At 65.5% G+C, this 13,846-nt stretch carries 16 protein-coding genes; 11 read left to right on the top strand and 5 right to left on the bottom strand.

Features of this window, described 5'->3' with window-relative positions:
* Positions 1–378, bottom strand: a complete 378-nt coding sequence (locus E3C22_RS18600; RefSeq protein WP_134763382.1) for a VOC family protein — start codon at positions 376–378, stop codon at positions 1–3.
* Positions 379–462: 84 nt separating this feature from the next.
* Positions 463–1,677, bottom strand: coding sequence for an NADP-dependent isocitrate dehydrogenase (locus E3C22_RS18595; protein ID WP_134763381.1), 1,215 nt, complete (start codon positions 1,675–1,677; stop codon positions 463–465).
* 178 nt (positions 1,678–1,855) lie between these two features.
* Between E3C22_RS18595 and E3C22_RS18590 the strand changes: the two genes are divergently transcribed.
* The 3 genes from E3C22_RS18590 (at position 1,856) to murI (ending at position 5,160) form a co-directional block, all read left to right on the top strand.
* On the top strand, positions 1,856–3,337 hold the full coding sequence (locus tag E3C22_RS18590) for a carboxylesterase/lipase family protein (protein ID WP_245515066.1): 1,482 nt from the start codon (positions 1,856–1,858) through the stop codon (positions 3,335–3,337).
* Positions 3,338–3,544: 207 nt separating this feature from the next.
* On the top strand, positions 3,545–4,339 hold the full coding sequence (locus E3C22_RS18585) for an RNA methyltransferase (protein ID WP_245515065.1): 795 nt from the start codon (positions 3,545–3,547) through the stop codon (positions 4,337–4,339).
* Complete coding sequence (gene murI, locus E3C22_RS18580) at positions 4,336–5,160, top strand: glutamate racemase (RefSeq protein ID WP_134763379.1); 825 nt, start codon at positions 4,336–4,338, stop codon at positions 5,158–5,160. The genes E3C22_RS18585 and murI overlap by 4 nt, the downstream gene beginning before the upstream one ends.
* Positions 5,161–5,203: 43 nt before the next feature.
* Here murI and E3C22_RS18575 read toward each other — a convergent pair whose 3' ends face one another.
* Together E3C22_RS18575 and E3C22_RS18570 are read right to left on the bottom strand one after the other, a co-directional pair.
* Entirely contained in the window at positions 5,204–6,109 is a 906-nt protein-coding gene (locus E3C22_RS18575; RefSeq protein ID WP_134763378.1) for an aldose 1-epimerase family protein, read from the bottom strand.
* A gap of 50 nt (positions 6,110–6,159) precedes the next feature.
* Entirely contained in the window at positions 6,160–6,675 is a 516-nt protein-coding gene (locus tag E3C22_RS18570; protein WP_134763377.1) for a hypothetical protein, read from the bottom strand.
* A 171-nt stretch (positions 6,676–6,846) separates the two neighbouring features.
* Here E3C22_RS18570 and E3C22_RS18565 point away from each other — a divergent pair, with 171 nt between their 5' ends.
* From E3C22_RS18565 to E3C22_RS18545, 6 genes are all read left to right on the top strand, one after another.
* A complete protein-coding gene (locus E3C22_RS18565; protein WP_134763376.1) occupies positions 6,847–7,005 on the top strand; it encodes a YqaE/Pmp3 family membrane protein in 159 nt (52 codons plus the stop codon).
* Positions 7,006–7,230: 225 nt separating this feature from the next.
* On the top strand, positions 7,231–7,848 hold the full coding sequence (gene rpsD, locus E3C22_RS18560) for a 30S ribosomal protein S4 (RefSeq protein ID WP_134763375.1): 618 nt from the start codon (positions 7,231–7,233) through the stop codon (positions 7,846–7,848).
* 177 nt (positions 7,849–8,025) lie between these two features.
* A complete protein-coding gene (locus tag E3C22_RS18555) occupies positions 8,026–8,256 on the top strand; it encodes an amino acid transporter (protein ID WP_134763374.1) in 231 nt (76 codons plus the stop codon).
* Positions 8,253–8,387, top strand: a complete 135-nt coding sequence (locus tag E3C22_RS24920) for a hypothetical protein (RefSeq protein WP_280987957.1) — start codon at positions 8,253–8,255, stop codon at positions 8,385–8,387. The genes E3C22_RS18555 and E3C22_RS24920 overlap by 4 nt, the downstream gene beginning before the upstream one ends.
* 89 nt (positions 8,388–8,476) lie before the next feature.
* The gene (gene ttcA, locus E3C22_RS18550) at positions 8,477–9,427 is read left to right on the top strand and encodes a tRNA 2-thiocytidine(32) synthetase TtcA (RefSeq protein WP_134763373.1); all 951 of its coding nucleotides are present in this window, start codon (positions 8,477–8,479) and stop codon (positions 9,425–9,427) included.
* Entirely contained in the window at positions 9,424–10,254 is an 831-nt protein-coding gene (locus E3C22_RS18545; RefSeq protein ID WP_134763372.1) for an inositol monophosphatase family protein, read from the top strand. Before ttcA ends, E3C22_RS18545 begins: the two co-directional genes overlap by 4 nt.
* Positions 10,255–10,314: 60 nt before the next feature.
* Here the strand turns inward: E3C22_RS18545 and E3C22_RS18540 are convergent, their stop codons facing one another.
* Positions 10,315–11,079 carry a gamma-glutamyl-gamma-aminobutyrate hydrolase family protein gene (locus E3C22_RS18540; RefSeq protein WP_134763371.1) on the bottom strand — a complete coding sequence of 255 codons (765 nt, stop codon included), beginning with the start codon at positions 11,077–11,079 and terminating at the stop codon, positions 10,315–10,317.
* Between the two features lie 218 nt (positions 11,080–11,297).
* Here E3C22_RS18540 and E3C22_RS18535 point away from each other — a divergent pair, with 218 nt between their 5' ends.
* Both E3C22_RS18535 and E3C22_RS18530 read left to right on the top strand, forming a co-directional pair.
* Complete coding sequence (locus tag E3C22_RS18535) at positions 11,298–12,401, top strand: TRAP transporter substrate-binding protein (RefSeq protein ID WP_134763370.1); 1,104 nt, start codon at positions 11,298–11,300, stop codon at positions 12,399–12,401.
* 330 nt (positions 12,402–12,731) lie between these two features.
* A complete protein-coding gene (locus E3C22_RS18530) occupies positions 12,732–13,838 on the top strand; it encodes a TRAP transporter substrate-binding protein (protein WP_134763369.1) in 1,107 nt (368 codons plus the stop codon).
* The last annotated feature ends 8 nt before the right edge of the window (positions 13,839–13,846 follow it).

Raw genomic sequence — 13,846 nt, 5'->3', positions numbered from 1 at the left:
TCAGCTCTCGAACCGCGTCGCCTTGTCGTCGAAATCCTGGCGCTGCGGGCCGACGAGGCAGAAGCGATGGCCGGTCGGCGCTTCCATGACGATCCAAGACTTCACCGGCCCGATGCGCTTCGCCCCGAGGGCTTCGAGCCGGCGGGCCTCGGCCTCCTGATCGTCGGTCTCGATGTCTAGATGGACGCGAGGGGCGTGATCGACCGCCTGGATCAGGACCTTCGGCTCGCCGCTCGGCATTGTGAGGACGGCATATTTGCCGTCTTCGTCGACCTTGCCGGAACAGCCGAACAAGCCGGACCAGAAGGCGAGGGCACCGTGAAGCTCCTCACTCTGGCAGTCGACGACAATACAGCCGAGACGGCTCCTGTGTGTCATGGCGTTCGCATCCCTTCAAAGTGAAAAGCCCGGCACGATTCGGATCGCGCCGGGCTCCACTCTAACAGGAACGCTGCAGGCTGCTTACGAAGCCATCGCCTTCTTGAGGTTCTCGTCGACCTTGTCGAGGAAGCCGTTGGTGGTGAGCCAGGGCTGGTCCGGGCCGATCAGCAAGGCGAGGTCCTTGGTCATGAAGCCGCTTTCGACCGTCGCGATGCAGACCTTCTCGAGCTTCTGGGCAAATTCCGCCAGGTCGTCGTTGTCGTCGAGCTTGGCGCGATGGGCGAGGCCGCGGGTCCAGGCGAAGATCGAGGCGATCGAATTGGTCGAAGTCTGCTCGCCCTTCTGATGCTGGCGATAGTGCCGCGTGACGGTGCCGTGGGCGGCCTCGGCCTCGACGGTCTGGCCGTCCGGCGTCATCAGCACCGACGTCATCAGGCCGAGCGAGCCGAAGCCCTGCGCGACGATGTCGGACTGGACGTCGCCGTCGTAGTTCTTGCAGGCCCAGACATATCCGCCCGACCACTTCAGCGAGGCGGCGACCATGTCGTCGATCAGCCGGTGCTCATATGTGATCTTCTTGGCGTCGAAGTCGCTCTTGAACTCGGCGTCGAAGATCTCCTGGAAGAGGTCCTTGAAACGGCCGTCATAGGCTTTGAGGATGGTATTCTTGGTCGAGAGATAGCAGGGCACGCCGCGCTGCAGGGCATAGTTGAACGACGCCCGGGCGAAGTCCTTGATCGACTCGTCGAGATTGTACATCGCCATGGCGACGCCGGAGGCCGGCGCGTCGAAGACGTCGTGCTCGATGGTCTCACCGTCCTCGCCGACGAACTTGATCGTCAGCTTGCCCTTGCCCGGAAAGCGGAAGTCGGTGGCGCGGTACTGGTCGCCATAGGCGTGGCGGCCGACGATGATCGGCTTGGTCCAGCCGGGGACGAGGCGCGGCACGTTCTTCATGATGATCGGCTCGCGGAAGATGACGCCGCCGAGGATGTTGCGGATCGTGCCGTTCGGCGAGCGCCACATCTTCTTCAGGCCGAATTCCTCGACGCGAGCCTCGTCCGGGGTGATCGTCGCGCATTTGACGCCGACGCCGTGGCGCTTGATGGCATTGGCGGCATCGACCGTCACCTGGTCGTCGGTGGCGTCGCGGTGCTCGACGCCGAGGTCGTAATATTCAAGGTCGATGTCGAGATAGGGATGGATCAGCTTCTGCTTGATGAAGTCCCAGATGATCCGGGTCATCTCGTCGCCATCGAGTTCAACGACCGGGTTTGCGACCTTGATCTTTGCCATTGGTGCCTTCCTTGGGATAAAAGTCCGGCGGGGACGGAGGCCCTGCCACGAACGGATGCGCGGGATCCATTGCCCGGCCCTATAACACCCGTCATGGCGGACGCAAAGCGACGGGCCGCCGAGTTTGATGCAGCGCGGCATCGAAGGGCGGGCGGACACCGGATTTCGGGACGGCCAGATGGTGGAAAAGGTTGAGATCGAGGCGGCCTGCGGCCGTCTCGTCGGCCAGCGGCGGGACGGCGTCGTGCGGTTTCTGGGCATTCCCTATGGCGAGGCGCCGGTCGGCGAGCGCCGCTATGCCGCGCCTTTCCCACGGGCACCCTTCGCCGAACCCTTCGAAGCCTTCGAATATGGCGCGGCGGCGCCGCAGCGCTCGCTCTTGCCGGCGCCGCTGGCAAGGCTGATCGGCTCCCATCGCCACTATAGCGAGGACTGCCTGTCGCTGAATGTCTGGACGCCGGAGGTGACCGGCAATCGGCCGGTCCTCGTCTTCATCCATGGCGGCGGCTTCATCCTCGGCGCGGGCGAACAATATCCCGGCGACGATCTCGCCCGACGGGGCGACGTCGTCGTGGTGACGATGAACTACCGGCTCGGGTTGATCGGCTTCAATCCGTTCGCCGAGCTCTTTCCGGGCGACGAGCGATTCGTGGCGAATGCCGGGCTGCTCGACCAGCGGCTGGCGCTCCGCTGGGTCCGCGACAATGTCGCGGCCTTCGGCGGCGATCCGGACCGGGTGACGATCGCCGGCGAATCCGCCGGCTCGGTCTCGGTCGCCTGGCACCTCGTGACCGAGGGCTCCAAGCCCTATTATCACCGAGCGATCATGCAGTCCGGGGCACTCAACCTCTTCTATGGGCGCGAGCGTGCGCGTGAGGTCGCTTCGCTGCTCGCCGGCGGGATGGGGCTCGGCGATGATCGTGAGCGTCTCTTCACGCTGACGCCGAGAGCGCTTCACGAGGCGGCGGCCGAAGCGGTGACCGACCACACCGGCGTCATCTCGCGGCCCTATGTCGACGGAACCGAACTCGTGGCTGAGGCGCCGGGCGATCTGGCGGTGACGGCGAAGCCGGTGCCGCTGCTCATCGGCACGAATCGCGACGAATTCTCCTTCTTCATCGGGCTGCCGCTGTTGCCGATCGAAGCGGATAAGGCGGCGCTTTCCGGCATGGTGGAGCATTTTTCCGGCCGGGCAGCCGCAGAGCGGATCGCCCATCTCTACGAGGACGACCGCAAGGGCCGCATCGCCTTCGGCACCGACCTGATCTTCCGCATGCCGTCGATCGCCTTTGCCGATGCCGAGGCTGCGCGGGGCTCGCCGGTCTATTTCTACCGGCTCGACTGGGAGGCCAAGGGCCTCCTGTCGCGGCTCGGAGCCACCCATTCCGTCGACCTGCCGCTGATCTTCGAGGATTTCCTGAAGCCCTTCCGGTCCGCCTATCTCGGCGTGCTGCCGGATGGCCGGCGCCAGCTTCTCGCCGAGCGCATGCGTCGGCACTGGCTGAGCTTCGTGCGCGACGGCAGGCCGGACGAGGGCTGGCCCGCCTATCGCACCGACCAGCGCCTGACGATGATCTTCAACGAGACCGACGCCGTCGTGCCGGATCCCGAAGCGCTGCAGCGGATGAACTGGCAGGGCGTCGATGGATTTGCCATCTAGCGGTTCGATTCCGACATTTGATGCAAAGCTCACTTCGGCCGGGACCCAAATGTCGAATTCGCTCCACTGGCCGGGCCTCGGCCGGAGCGATCATCGCCTGCGGCTTGGCCGGGCGATGGCGACGCGCTATCCAGCCGGTTCGAAACGCGCCGGGGCGATGAAGCGGCGCCAGCCGCCGATGCGCGCCGTCGGCATAGGAGTCTAGCCTTGAACGACGCCACGCGTGAGGACAGCGGCCCGGCCATCGTGCTCGTCGAGCCGCAGCTCGGCGAGAATATCGGCATGGTCGCAAGGGCCATGGCGAATTTTTCGCTCACCGATCTTCGCCTCGTCAATCCGCGCGACGGCTGGCCGAGCGACAAGGCCCGGGCGGCCGCCTCACGCGCCGACCATGTGATCGACGCGGTGCGGCTGTTCGACACCGTCGAAGCAGCGACGGCCGACCTCAACTTCGTCCTCGCGACGACGGCGAGGCCGCGCGACAGTTTCAAGCCGGTGCGCGGGCCGGAGGAGGCGGCACAGGATCTCAAGCGCCGGATTGGGCTGGGCGAAGCGACCGGCATCCTCTTCGGCCGCGAGCGCTGGGGCCTCAACAATCACGAGGTCGGCCTCGCCGACGAGATCGTCACCTTCCCGGTCGATCCGAATTTCGCCTCGCTCAACATCGCCCAGGCCGTGCTTCTGATGAGCTATGCCTTTCAGGTGGCCGGCAAGGAGGGCGACCTGTCGCCGCGCTTCGAGGCCAAGGTGCCGCCGCCGGCGCTGAAGGCCGATCTCTTCCGCCTGTTCGAGCATCTCGAGGCTTCGCTCGATCGGGCCGGCTATTTCTTCCCCGAGGCGAAGCGCGAGGTGCTGACGCAGAACCTCAGGACGATGCTCACCAAGGCCGCCTTTTCCGAGCCGGAAGTCCGCACCCTGCGCGGCGTCGTCAAGGCCTTCGACCATGAGTCGGGACGGCTGGCTGATGGCGGCGGGGCGAAGACCGGGGAGGGCGGCGAGTGAGCGATGCGGCCTATGACGACCGTCCCCTGCTCGTGCTCGACAGCGGCATCGGAGGACTGACGGTGCTGCGCGAGGCCCGGGTACTGATGCCGGAGCGGCGCTTCGTCTACGTCGTCGACGACGCCGCCTTTCCCTATGGCAACTGGGAGGAACCGGCGCTGCGCGAGCGCCTCGTCGACCTCTTCGGCGAGCTCATCGCGATCCATGATCCGATCGCCTGCCTGATCGCCTGCAACACCGCTTCGACGCTCGCCCTCGAAGCCTTGCGCGCCGCCTATCCGCAGATGACCTTCGTCGGCACCGTGCCGGCGATCAAGCCGGCGGCGGAACGCACGCGCTCCGGCCTCGTCTCGGTGCTGGCGACACCCGGCACGGTGAAGCGGCAATATACCCGCGACCTGATCGAGCAATGGGCGACGAAATGCGAGGTGACGCTGGTCGGCAGCGTCAGCCTGGCGGCGCTCGCCGAGACCTATATGCGCCACGGCTCCGTGGAAGAATCTGCGGTCAGCGCCGAGATCGCTCCATGCTTCGTCGAGAAGGACGGCAGGCGCACCGACATCGTGGTGCTCGCCTGCACCCACTATCCCTTCGTCGTCAATCGCATGCGCAAGATGGCGCCCTGGCCGGTGGACTGGCTCGACCCGGCCGAGGCGATCGCCCGCCGGGCGCTGTCGATCCTGCCGCGGATCGCGTCAGACGCGCCGGTCGGACGGCACGACGACGTTGCGGTGTTCACCTCGGGGAGGGCAGACGCGGTGACGCGCCGGCTGATGCAGGGCTTCGGACTGGCAACCGAAGGCGGCATCCTGCCGGCGTGAGGCCCGGTGACGCAGCCGCCGTGATGAAGCTCGCGATGGTCGGTCAGGAATTGCCAGGCTCTGCGCCGAAGACGGGACGCACGCTCCAGCTCATCTCCCGCACCTCGCCCGGCGCAAGCTGCAATATGCCGGGCTTCTCAGCAAATTCGCCGTCCCAGTCGGCCGGGCTCGCCATGCCGTACCATGGTTCGATGCAGAGGAACGGCGCGCCGCCCGGCTTCGACCAGATGCCGAGGTCCTTGTATCCCTGCCAGCTGAAATCGAGGCTGGCGACGCGTCCGCCGCCTGCGTCGTTTGCGACGTAGCTGAGGCTTCGGCTGGCGACGCCCGGCATCACCAGGGCATCGCTGGCAAACAGCGCCTCGTCGAGTGGCAGGGATCTGCCGTCGAAGGGCAGCGGCTTTTCCGCGCCCAGCAGGCCGCCGACGACGGACCGTGCGGATCCCGTCTCCGTCATCTCGAATTCGATCGCGTGGGCGGATTTCTCAACGCCGTCGACGAGCGGCCAGCGAAAGCCCGGATGGGCGCCGACGCCGCAGGGAAGCATCGTCCTGCCCGGATTGCCGACCCGCGTCGTCACCGTCAGCCGGCCATCGGCGGCGGCATAGATCATGTCGAGGACGAAGGCGAAGGGGAAGCGATCGAGGCTTTCCTCGTCCTCGGTGAGCCGAAGGGATGCCCGGTCGCTGCCGCGCTCGATCCATTCGAAACGGCGGTCGCGGGCAAAGCCATGCTGACCCATCGGATATTGCCGCCCGTCGTGGCGCAGGACGTCACCCTTGAGCCTGCCGACCGTCGGAAATAGAACCGGCGCATGCCGGGGCCATTCGGGACCTGCCTGCCAGAGAAGCTCGCCGGCAGCATCGGCCCTCAGACTGACGAGTTCGGCGCCGTCGGCGCTGATCGTGGCCGCGATCCCCGGCGCGAATATGCCATGCGTGTCGGTCATCCTGGCTCCGGCTTCTCCGAAAAATGCGACGTCAAGCGTTGCGACGGGCCTCAGCCGCCGCGGAACGTCAGGTCCGAGACGACGACGTTCTTGCCGTTGATCTTCTCGATCGTCTGCATGGTGAAGGCGCCGCGACCGTCGTTGCGGATCACCATGCGGGCGACGTCGTCGTCATAGATCTTCTTCGCCCATTTGACCCTGAGGTCCAGCGTGCTGCCCTTCAGCCGTCCGGCGAGCGTCGCCGGGCCGCTGGTCGAGCCGGTATAGGTGCCGCGATAGAGCCTGGCGCCGGGATCGTAGGTGAGCCGCGCGGCGATCTCGCGGCTGAGCAGGACCATGGCGCGGCAGCGTCCGGCAATGGTGAAGGAGCGCTGCGAATTGCGAGTGCCGGAGACGTTGCAGGAGACGTCGGTCGGCGAGGGCAACTGCTTGACCTTCACCCGGCCGCCGCCGCTCCACGTGCCGTCGAAGCGGGAGAAATAGTCCGGCGCGGCGATGCCCGGACCGGCTGCCACGAGGCCGGCCGCGAGAAACAGCGCTCCGAGACCAAAGATTTGTCGTGTCATCACGTGTTCCTCGAATTGCCGATAGGCATTAACGGCGCTCCGCCGGCGAGCCGTTCTCCATCCTCCCATGCACGGGCGAAATGGCGAAAGCGCGGCCTTCCACCCTGTCTCGGAACGGCCGCCGGCCTTTCCCGTTTAGGTCGGAACCCTTTTCACGGAGCCCCATCGCCTATGGATCTCGTCCGCATCATCATCGCCATCATCCTGCCGCCGGTCGGCGTCTTCCTGCAGGTCGGCTTCGGCAAGCATTTCTGGATCAACATCATCCTGACGCTGTTCGGCTACATCCCCGGCATCGTCCATGCCGTCTGGGTCATCGCCAAGTACTGAGCCTTCATACGGATCGCTCGCGAGTTGACAGGCCGATCCAGCCATACTAACAAGCCCGCCAGCCGGCCGGAGCCTCTCGCTCTGGCCGGTTTTCAACGTGTCCCGTGAGTGGCGTCGGTCTGTGCCCACGCTACTCTGTCAGTCCGCAAGGGCAGAGGAGGGCGCGTTTCCTGGACCGGCCTGCGGGCGACCGCGGGCCTTGTCGTTTTGTCAAAAGGAAATGCGATGACCAAGCGCACATCCGCGAAATACAAGATCGACCGCCGCATGGGCGAAAACATCTGGGGACGTCCGAAGTCCCCGGTGAATCGCCGCCAGTACGGCCCCGGCCAGCACGGCCAGCGCCGCAAGGGCAAGGTCAGCGACTTCGGCATTCAGCTGCGCGCCAAGCAGAAGCTGAAGGGCTATTACGGCGACATTCGCGAGAAGCAGTTCCGCAAGATCTATGACGAGGCCGCCCGCCGCAAGGGCGATACCTCGGAGAACCTGATCGGCCTCCTGGAGAGCCGGCTCGACGCCATCGTCTACCGCGCGAAATTCGTGCCGACGGTGTTCGCCGCCCGCCAGTTCGTCAATCACGGCCATGTCAACGTCAACGGCGTGCGGACCAACATCCAGTCCTATGTCTGCAAGCCGGGCGACGTGATCGAGGTTCGCGAGAAGTCCAAGCAGAACGTCGCGGTGATCGAGGCCACGCAGCTCGCCGAGCGCGACGTGCCTGACTACATCGACGCCGACCACCACAAGATGGTCGCGACCTTCACCCGGGTTCCGGGCCTCCACGACGTTCCCTACGCCGTGCAGATGGAGCCGAACCTGGTGGTCGAGTTCTACTCGCGCTGATCATCCGATCCGCGTTTCGAGACCATGCGAAGGCCGTCCCTCGGGGCGGCCTTTTTCGTTGTGGGGCCGGCTATGCCGACTGCAGCATTTTGATAAGCTCCGCTGAATTTCGTACTCTGCGGGGAGCGAGTAGGTCACATGTGCGAAGAGGCCGAACTTCACGGAGAACGGCCGCCTATGACCGAAGCCGTGCGGGAGCGGGTGAAGCTGCGGGCCAACTGGTTGAACGGCATATCCGTCGCCACCTTTGCCGTCGGAACACTGGCGCCGACGACGCGCGTCGTCAGCGATGCCGTCCTCTCCACGGAGACCGCTTTCGGTCTTCTTCTGGTCGCAGCGGTTTGCCTGGCACTCGCTGTAGCATTACATTTCTTTGCGCAACGCGAGTTAAAGGTGCTCGACCGATGACACTTGCTCAGCTGATCGTCTATTCGATCCTGCCGCTCAGCGCTCTTGCCGTGCTGGCATTCGCCTATCTCGACAGGAAGTATCGTCCTGAACGCGCTTCGACTTCGGCATATAAAGGTCCGAAGGGCTGAAATCATTCGGTCGGCGCCCCCGGCCTCGACGCCCTTCCGTTTTCCTGCCCGACCTTCTAAACCGGCCTCGGATTGTGGCGAGGTGAGGCATGCTCGAGGCAGAAGAGACCAAGACCGTGATCGCGGACGCCGGACCGGGCGGCAGCCCCGATGACGGCGATCCGGGCGAGGGTGGCCATCCGCTGTTTCGCGACGTTCCCTCGACGATCGGTTTCAAGAAGCTGCGCAAGCGACTCGTCCGCGAGATGCGCGAGACGATCGAGCGTTTCGCCATGGTCCGGCCCGGCTCGCGCTGGCTGGTGGCGATCTCCGGCGGCAAGGATTCCTACGCGCTCCTGGCGCTGCTCCAAGATCTGAAGTGGCGCGGCCTCCTGCCGGTCGACCTTCTCGCCTGCAATCTCGACCAGGGCCAGCCGAACTTTCCGAAACACGTCCTGCCGGAATGGCTGAAGGCGAACGGTATCCCCCACCGGATCGAATATCGCGATACCTATTCGGTCGTCACCGAAAAGCTGCCGGAGAACGCCACCTATTGCGCGCTCTGTTCGCGCCTGCGGCGAGGCCATCTCTATCGCATTGCCCGCGAGGAGGGCTGCGAGGCGCTGGTCCTCGGCCATCACCGGGACGACTGCCTCGAGACCTTCTTCATGAATCTCCTGCATGGCGGCCGGCTGTCGGCAATGCCGGCAAAGCTCGTCAATGATGAGGGCGACCTCTTCGTGCTGCGCCCGCTGATCCAGTCGGCCGAGAGCGATCTCGAACGCTTCGCCGCGGCGATGCGCTTTCCGATCATCCCCTGCGACCTTTGCGGTAGCCAGGACGGGCTGCAGCGCAATCTCACCAAGCAGATGTTGAACGAGATCGAGAGCCGCTATCCGGGCCGCAAGAGCGTGATGATGCGAGCGCTGGGAAATGTTCGGCCTGGCCATCTCGTCGATCCCGGCCTGTTCGATTTCGCCGGGTTGTCATTGAAGCATGATGAAGAGGGGCTGCACCCGCATCACGCCGAATCCGATCAAGCGCAAGGACCAGACCATTGACGACAGCCATCGACGTCTCCCGCCTTGCCGACCTCCTGCGCGAGGCGGCGAAGGCGGAGATCATGCCGCGGTTCCGTAACCTTGCCGACGGCGACATCCGGCAGAAGACCTCGGCGACGGATCTCGTCACCGAGGCCGACGAGGCGGCCGAGCGCTTCATCGCCCGGGAATGCCGGAGCCTTCTGCCGGGTGCGCTGTTCGTCGGCGAGGAATCGGTCGCGGCCGATCCGGCACTCCTCGATCGGCTGCAGGAGGCCGATCTCGCCGTCATCGTCGATCCGGTGGACGGCACGGCGAATTTCGCCACCGGCGTGCCGCTGTTTGCGGTGATGGCGGCCGTCGTCTCGAAGGGCGAGACGGTGGCGGGGCTGATCTATGATCCGCTCGGCGACGACTGCATGCTGGCCGAACAGGGCGCCGGCGCGCGCCGGCGGCTCGGCTCTGGTGAGGAGGTTGCTCTGAAGACCGCCGGGCATCAGCCGATGGCGGAGGCTGTCGGCTTCATCAGCTACACCTATTTCCCCGAGGCGCAGAAGACGGCGCTGCTGCCGCGGCTTGCCGGGGTGAAGATCGCCGCGAACTTCCGCTGCGCCGGCCAGGAGTATCGGCTGCTCGCTTCGGGCGGTTCGCAGTTCTCCGTCTATTCCAAGCTGATGCCCTGGGATCATCTGCCCGGATGCCTGATCACCGCAGAGGCCGGCGGCCACATCGCCAAGGCCGACGGCTCGCCCTACACCCCGAATGACCGGGACGGGACGCTGATCGCCGCCTGCAGCGAAGAGACCTGGCAGGCCGCGCGGACAGCGCTGTTTCCCGAATTCGCGTGAGTTGCGGGGTCTGACACCGCCAGCGATTGATGCTTTCGCTGCGTCCGGTGGCGGGCGCGGTCAGCTTCGCCCGCGGGCGTCGCGATGGGCCCGGCAGGCGGCGCCGAAGGCCTCGAAGATCGCCGCCGAAGGTGCGTCGCTCGTCGCCCAGAACTCCGGATGCCACTGGACCCCGAGTGCGAAGGCTTTGGCGCCTTCGACCGAAACCGCCTCGATGGTGCCGTCCGGCGCGCTGGCCTCGACGCGAAGGCCGTCGCCGAGCCGGTCGATGGCCTGGCGATGCAGCGAATTCACCTTGATCGGACCGGCGCCGACGATCGTTGCGAGCAGCCCGCCATCCGCCACCGCCACGTCGTGGCGGGTCGCATAGCGCTCGCGCTGGTCCTCATGGGTGATGGCGCGGTGGTCCATGCGACCGTCGATCTCCTGGATCTCGGTCGCCAGCGTCCCGCCGAAGGCGACGTTCAGCTCCTGATGGCCCCGGCAGATGGCGAGCAGCGGCAGGCCGCGCCCGACGCTCTCCTCGATCAGCCTCGCGGTCAGGTCGTCGCGGTCCGGATCGTAGGGCTCGAAGGAGGGGCTCGGGGCGACGCCGTAGCGCCCGGGATGAACGTTCGAGGCCGAGCCCGTCGTCATCACCCCGTCGACGCGCTCGAGTATGGCGGCAAGGTCGATCTCGCCCGCCATGGCCGGCACGATGACCGGCGTCGTGCCGGCGACCCCGACCAGCGCCTTCAGATAGGTGTCCGGGCTCGCGTGCCAGCGATAGTTGGCAAAGTCGCGAATGTCGGCCGGCACAGCGACGAGAGGGGAAGAGGCAGGCATCTTGGCGCTCTTGTTGCGTTCGATCGGCGGGAAATAGCCCGGACGCGCGGCCGCCGAAAGTCCGCTGCGTTAAATACCCGCGGCGATTGATCCCGCAGCTTCTTTCCAACAGCGGCTCACAAAGCTAAACACGAAGGCTGCGGCGGGACGGATGGAGCCGCAAGACACCCTTCGCGCCGGGGAGGCCGGGGGCACCGACACTTGGGAGGAGTATCACTTTGGATCGTCGTTCATTCATCACCAAGGCGGGTATCGGCGCCGGCGCAGCCGCCGCCTCGACGCTCGCCGCGCCGGCCATCGCGCAGGAAAACCAGAAGATCACCTGGCGCCTGACCTCGTCGTTCCCGAAATCGCTCGACACCATCTATGGCGGCGGCGAGACCATCGCGAAATACGTGCGCGAGGCGACCGACGGGAATTTCGACATTCAGGTCTTTGCCGCCGGTGAGATCGTTCCGGGCCTGCAGGCGGCCGATGCTGTGTCGTCCGGCACCGTCGAGATGTGCCATACCGTCCCGTATTACTACGTCGGCAAGGACGTCACCTATGCCATGGGCGCGGCCATTCCCTTCGGCCTCAACGCCCGCCAGACCAATGCCTGGCACTATTATGGTGGCGGCATCGACCTGATGAACAAGTTCTACGCCACCCAGGGCTTCGTCGGTTTCCCGGCCGGCAACACCGGCGTCCAGATGGGTGGCTGGTTCCGCAAGGAAATCAACACCCTCGAGGACCTGAAGGGTCTGAAGTTCCGGATCGCCGGCCTTGCCGGGCGGATCATGTCGAAGCTCGGCGTCGTGCCGCAGCAGATCGCCGGCGGCGACATCTATCCGTCGCTGGAAAAGGGCGTCATCGACGGCGCCGAATGGGTCGGCCCCTATGACGACGAGAAGCTCGGCTTCGTGAAGGTCGCGCCCTACTACTACTATCCCGGCTGGTGGGAGGGCGGCCCGACCGTCGCCGTCTTCATCAACAAGGAGAAGTATGACGGCCTGCCGGAGAAGTACCAGTCGCTGCTGAGGACCGCCGCCCAGGCGACGAATGGCGACATGCTGGCCTCCTACGACAACAAGAACCCGCCGGCAATCCGGCGGCTCGTCGACCAGGGCGCGCAGCTGAGGGCGTTCAGCCAGGAAATCATGCAGGCCTCCTACGATTCGGCGAAGGAGGTCTATGGTGAAATTTCCGCCGAGAACGCCACCTTCAAGGAAATCTACGACAACCAGCTGGCCTTCAAGCGCGACGCGTATCTCTGGGCGCAGCTGTCGGAATACACCTTCGACACCTTCATGATGATCCAGCAGCGCAACGGCACGCTCTGATCTTTCAAGCGGCGCGGCCTCGAGGGGCCGCGCCGGCTCCCGCGCGGGTCGCTGCGAATTCTCCGACCGCTGCCCCGAACCCGTCGCCGCGTTGCCGGAAACGCACCTTCCACACCTCTGCGAAGGCTTGCGTTTTACCGCACCACGCCTATGGTCGCGCGCGACGATCGGCAGCCGATCGCCATGCCCTTCTTGATGGGCGTGCGACGGCCTTTTCCCAGCCTTTCAAGGACGTCTCGTCGCGAGCAGTTCCCGCTGTTTGCGTCTGGCCTCCGATGGTATCGCCGCCCACCCGGGCGGCTTCGTGCGTTGCGATAGAAAGTGAAACTCATGGACAGACGCAAATTCATCCGCGGTGTCGCCAGCGGCGCCGCCGGCCTCGGTGCGGCCTCCAGCCTTGCAGCTCCCGCGCTCGCGCAGGACAAGCCGAAGATCCAGTGGCGCTGCGTCTCGTCCTTCCCGCGTTCGCTGCCGGCGCTGTTCGGCGCCTCCGAGTACATCGCCCGCTATGTCGGCGAGATGACCGATGGCGCCTTCGAGATCCAGCCCTTCGCTGCCGGGGAGATCGTGCCGGGCGGCCAGGTGCTCGATGCGGTGCAGAGCGACACGGTCGAGATGGGCCACACCGCCGCCTACTATTATGTCGGCAAGGACCCGACCTTCGCCTTCGGAACCACGGTTCCCTTCATGCTCAATGCCCGCCAGCAGAATGCCTGGTTCTATCGGGGCGGCGGCAACGAGCTGCTGGACAAGTTCTTCGAAAAGCAGGGCATCTTCGCCCGCCCGGCCGGCAATACCGGCGCCCAGATGGGCGGATGGTATCGTAAGGAAATCAATTCGCTTGCCGACATGAAGGGTCTGAAGATGCGGATTGCCGGTCTTGCCGGCGAGGTGATGGCGAAGCTCGGTGTCGTCCCGCAGCAGATCCCGGCCGGCGACATCTATGCGGCGCTGGAAAAAGGCACGCTCGACGCGGTCGAATTCGTCGGGCCCTATGACGACGAGAAGCTCGGCTTCGTGAAGGTCGCGCCGTATTACTACTATCCCGCCTGGTGGGAGGGCGGTGCCGCGACCCATGCGATGATCTCGCTCGACAAGTGGAACGACCTGCCGAAGCCCTATCAGGCGGTGCTGAAGGCGGCCTGCGAGGCGGCCAACGGCAACATGCTGGCGACCTATGACTGGGAGAATCCGAAAGCGATCCGCAGCCTTGTCGGAAGCGGCGCGCAGCTTCGCCCCTTCGGCCAGGAGATCATGCAGGCGAGCTTCAAGGCGGCCGGCGAGGTGATGACCGACATTTCCGCCAGGAATGCCGACTTCAAGACGCTCTACGACAGCCAGACGGGCTTCCGCCGCGAGAGCTATCTCTGGGATCAGCTGGCGGAGTACAACTTCGACACCTTCATGATGATCCAGCAGCGCCAGGGCGCGATCTGACGTCTCGC

This window comes from Jiella endophytica (genome assembly GCF_004519335.1).
In the GTDB taxonomy this organism is placed as follows: domain Bacteria; phylum Pseudomonadota; class Alphaproteobacteria; order Rhizobiales; family Rhizobiaceae; genus Jiella; species Jiella endophytica.
This window is presented reverse-complemented; position numbering and strand designations above follow the sequence as displayed.

Bases quoted from the DNA above. Each gene is read 5' to 3' on its own strand.
- E3C22_RS18600 (WP_134763382.1), bottom strand. From the start codon at position 378: ATGACACACAGGAGCCGTCTCGGCTGTATTGTCGTCGACTGCCAGAGT.
- E3C22_RS18595 (WP_134763381.1), bottom strand. From the start codon at position 1,677: ATGGCAAAGATCAAGGTCGCAAACCCGGTCGTTGAACTCGATGGCGAC.
- E3C22_RS18590 (WP_245515066.1), top strand. From the start codon at position 1,856: ATGGTGGAAAAGGTTGAGATCGAGGCGGCCTGCGGCCGTCTCGTCGGC.
- E3C22_RS18575 (WP_134763378.1), bottom strand. From the start codon at position 6,109: ATGACCGACACGCATGGCATATTCGCGCCGGGGATCGCGGCCACGATC.
- E3C22_RS18570 (WP_134763377.1), bottom strand. From the start codon at position 6,675: ATGACACGACAAATCTTTGGTCTCGGAGCGCTGTTTCTCGCGGCCGGC.
- E3C22_RS18565 (WP_134763376.1), top strand. From the start codon at position 6,847: ATGGATCTCGTCCGCATCATCATCGCCATCATCCTGCCGCCGGTCGGC.
- rpsD (WP_134763375.1), top strand. From the start codon at position 7,231: ATGACCAAGCGCACATCCGCGAAATACAAGATCGACCGCCGCATGGGC.
- E3C22_RS18555 (WP_134763374.1), top strand. From the start codon at position 8,026: ATGACCGAAGCCGTGCGGGAGCGGGTGAAGCTGCGGGCCAACTGGTTG.
- E3C22_RS24920 (WP_280987957.1), top strand. From the start codon at position 8,253: ATGACACTTGCTCAGCTGATCGTCTATTCGATCCTGCCGCTCAGCGCT.
- ttcA (WP_134763373.1), top strand. From the start codon at position 8,477: ATGCTCGAGGCAGAAGAGACCAAGACCGTGATCGCGGACGCCGGACCG.
- E3C22_RS18540 (WP_134763371.1), bottom strand. From the start codon at position 11,079: ATGCCTGCCTCTTCCCCTCTCGTCGCTGTGCCGGCCGACATTCGCGAC.
- E3C22_RS18530 (WP_134763369.1), top strand. From the start codon at position 12,732: ATGGACAGACGCAAATTCATCCGCGGTGTCGCCAGCGGCGCCGCCGGC.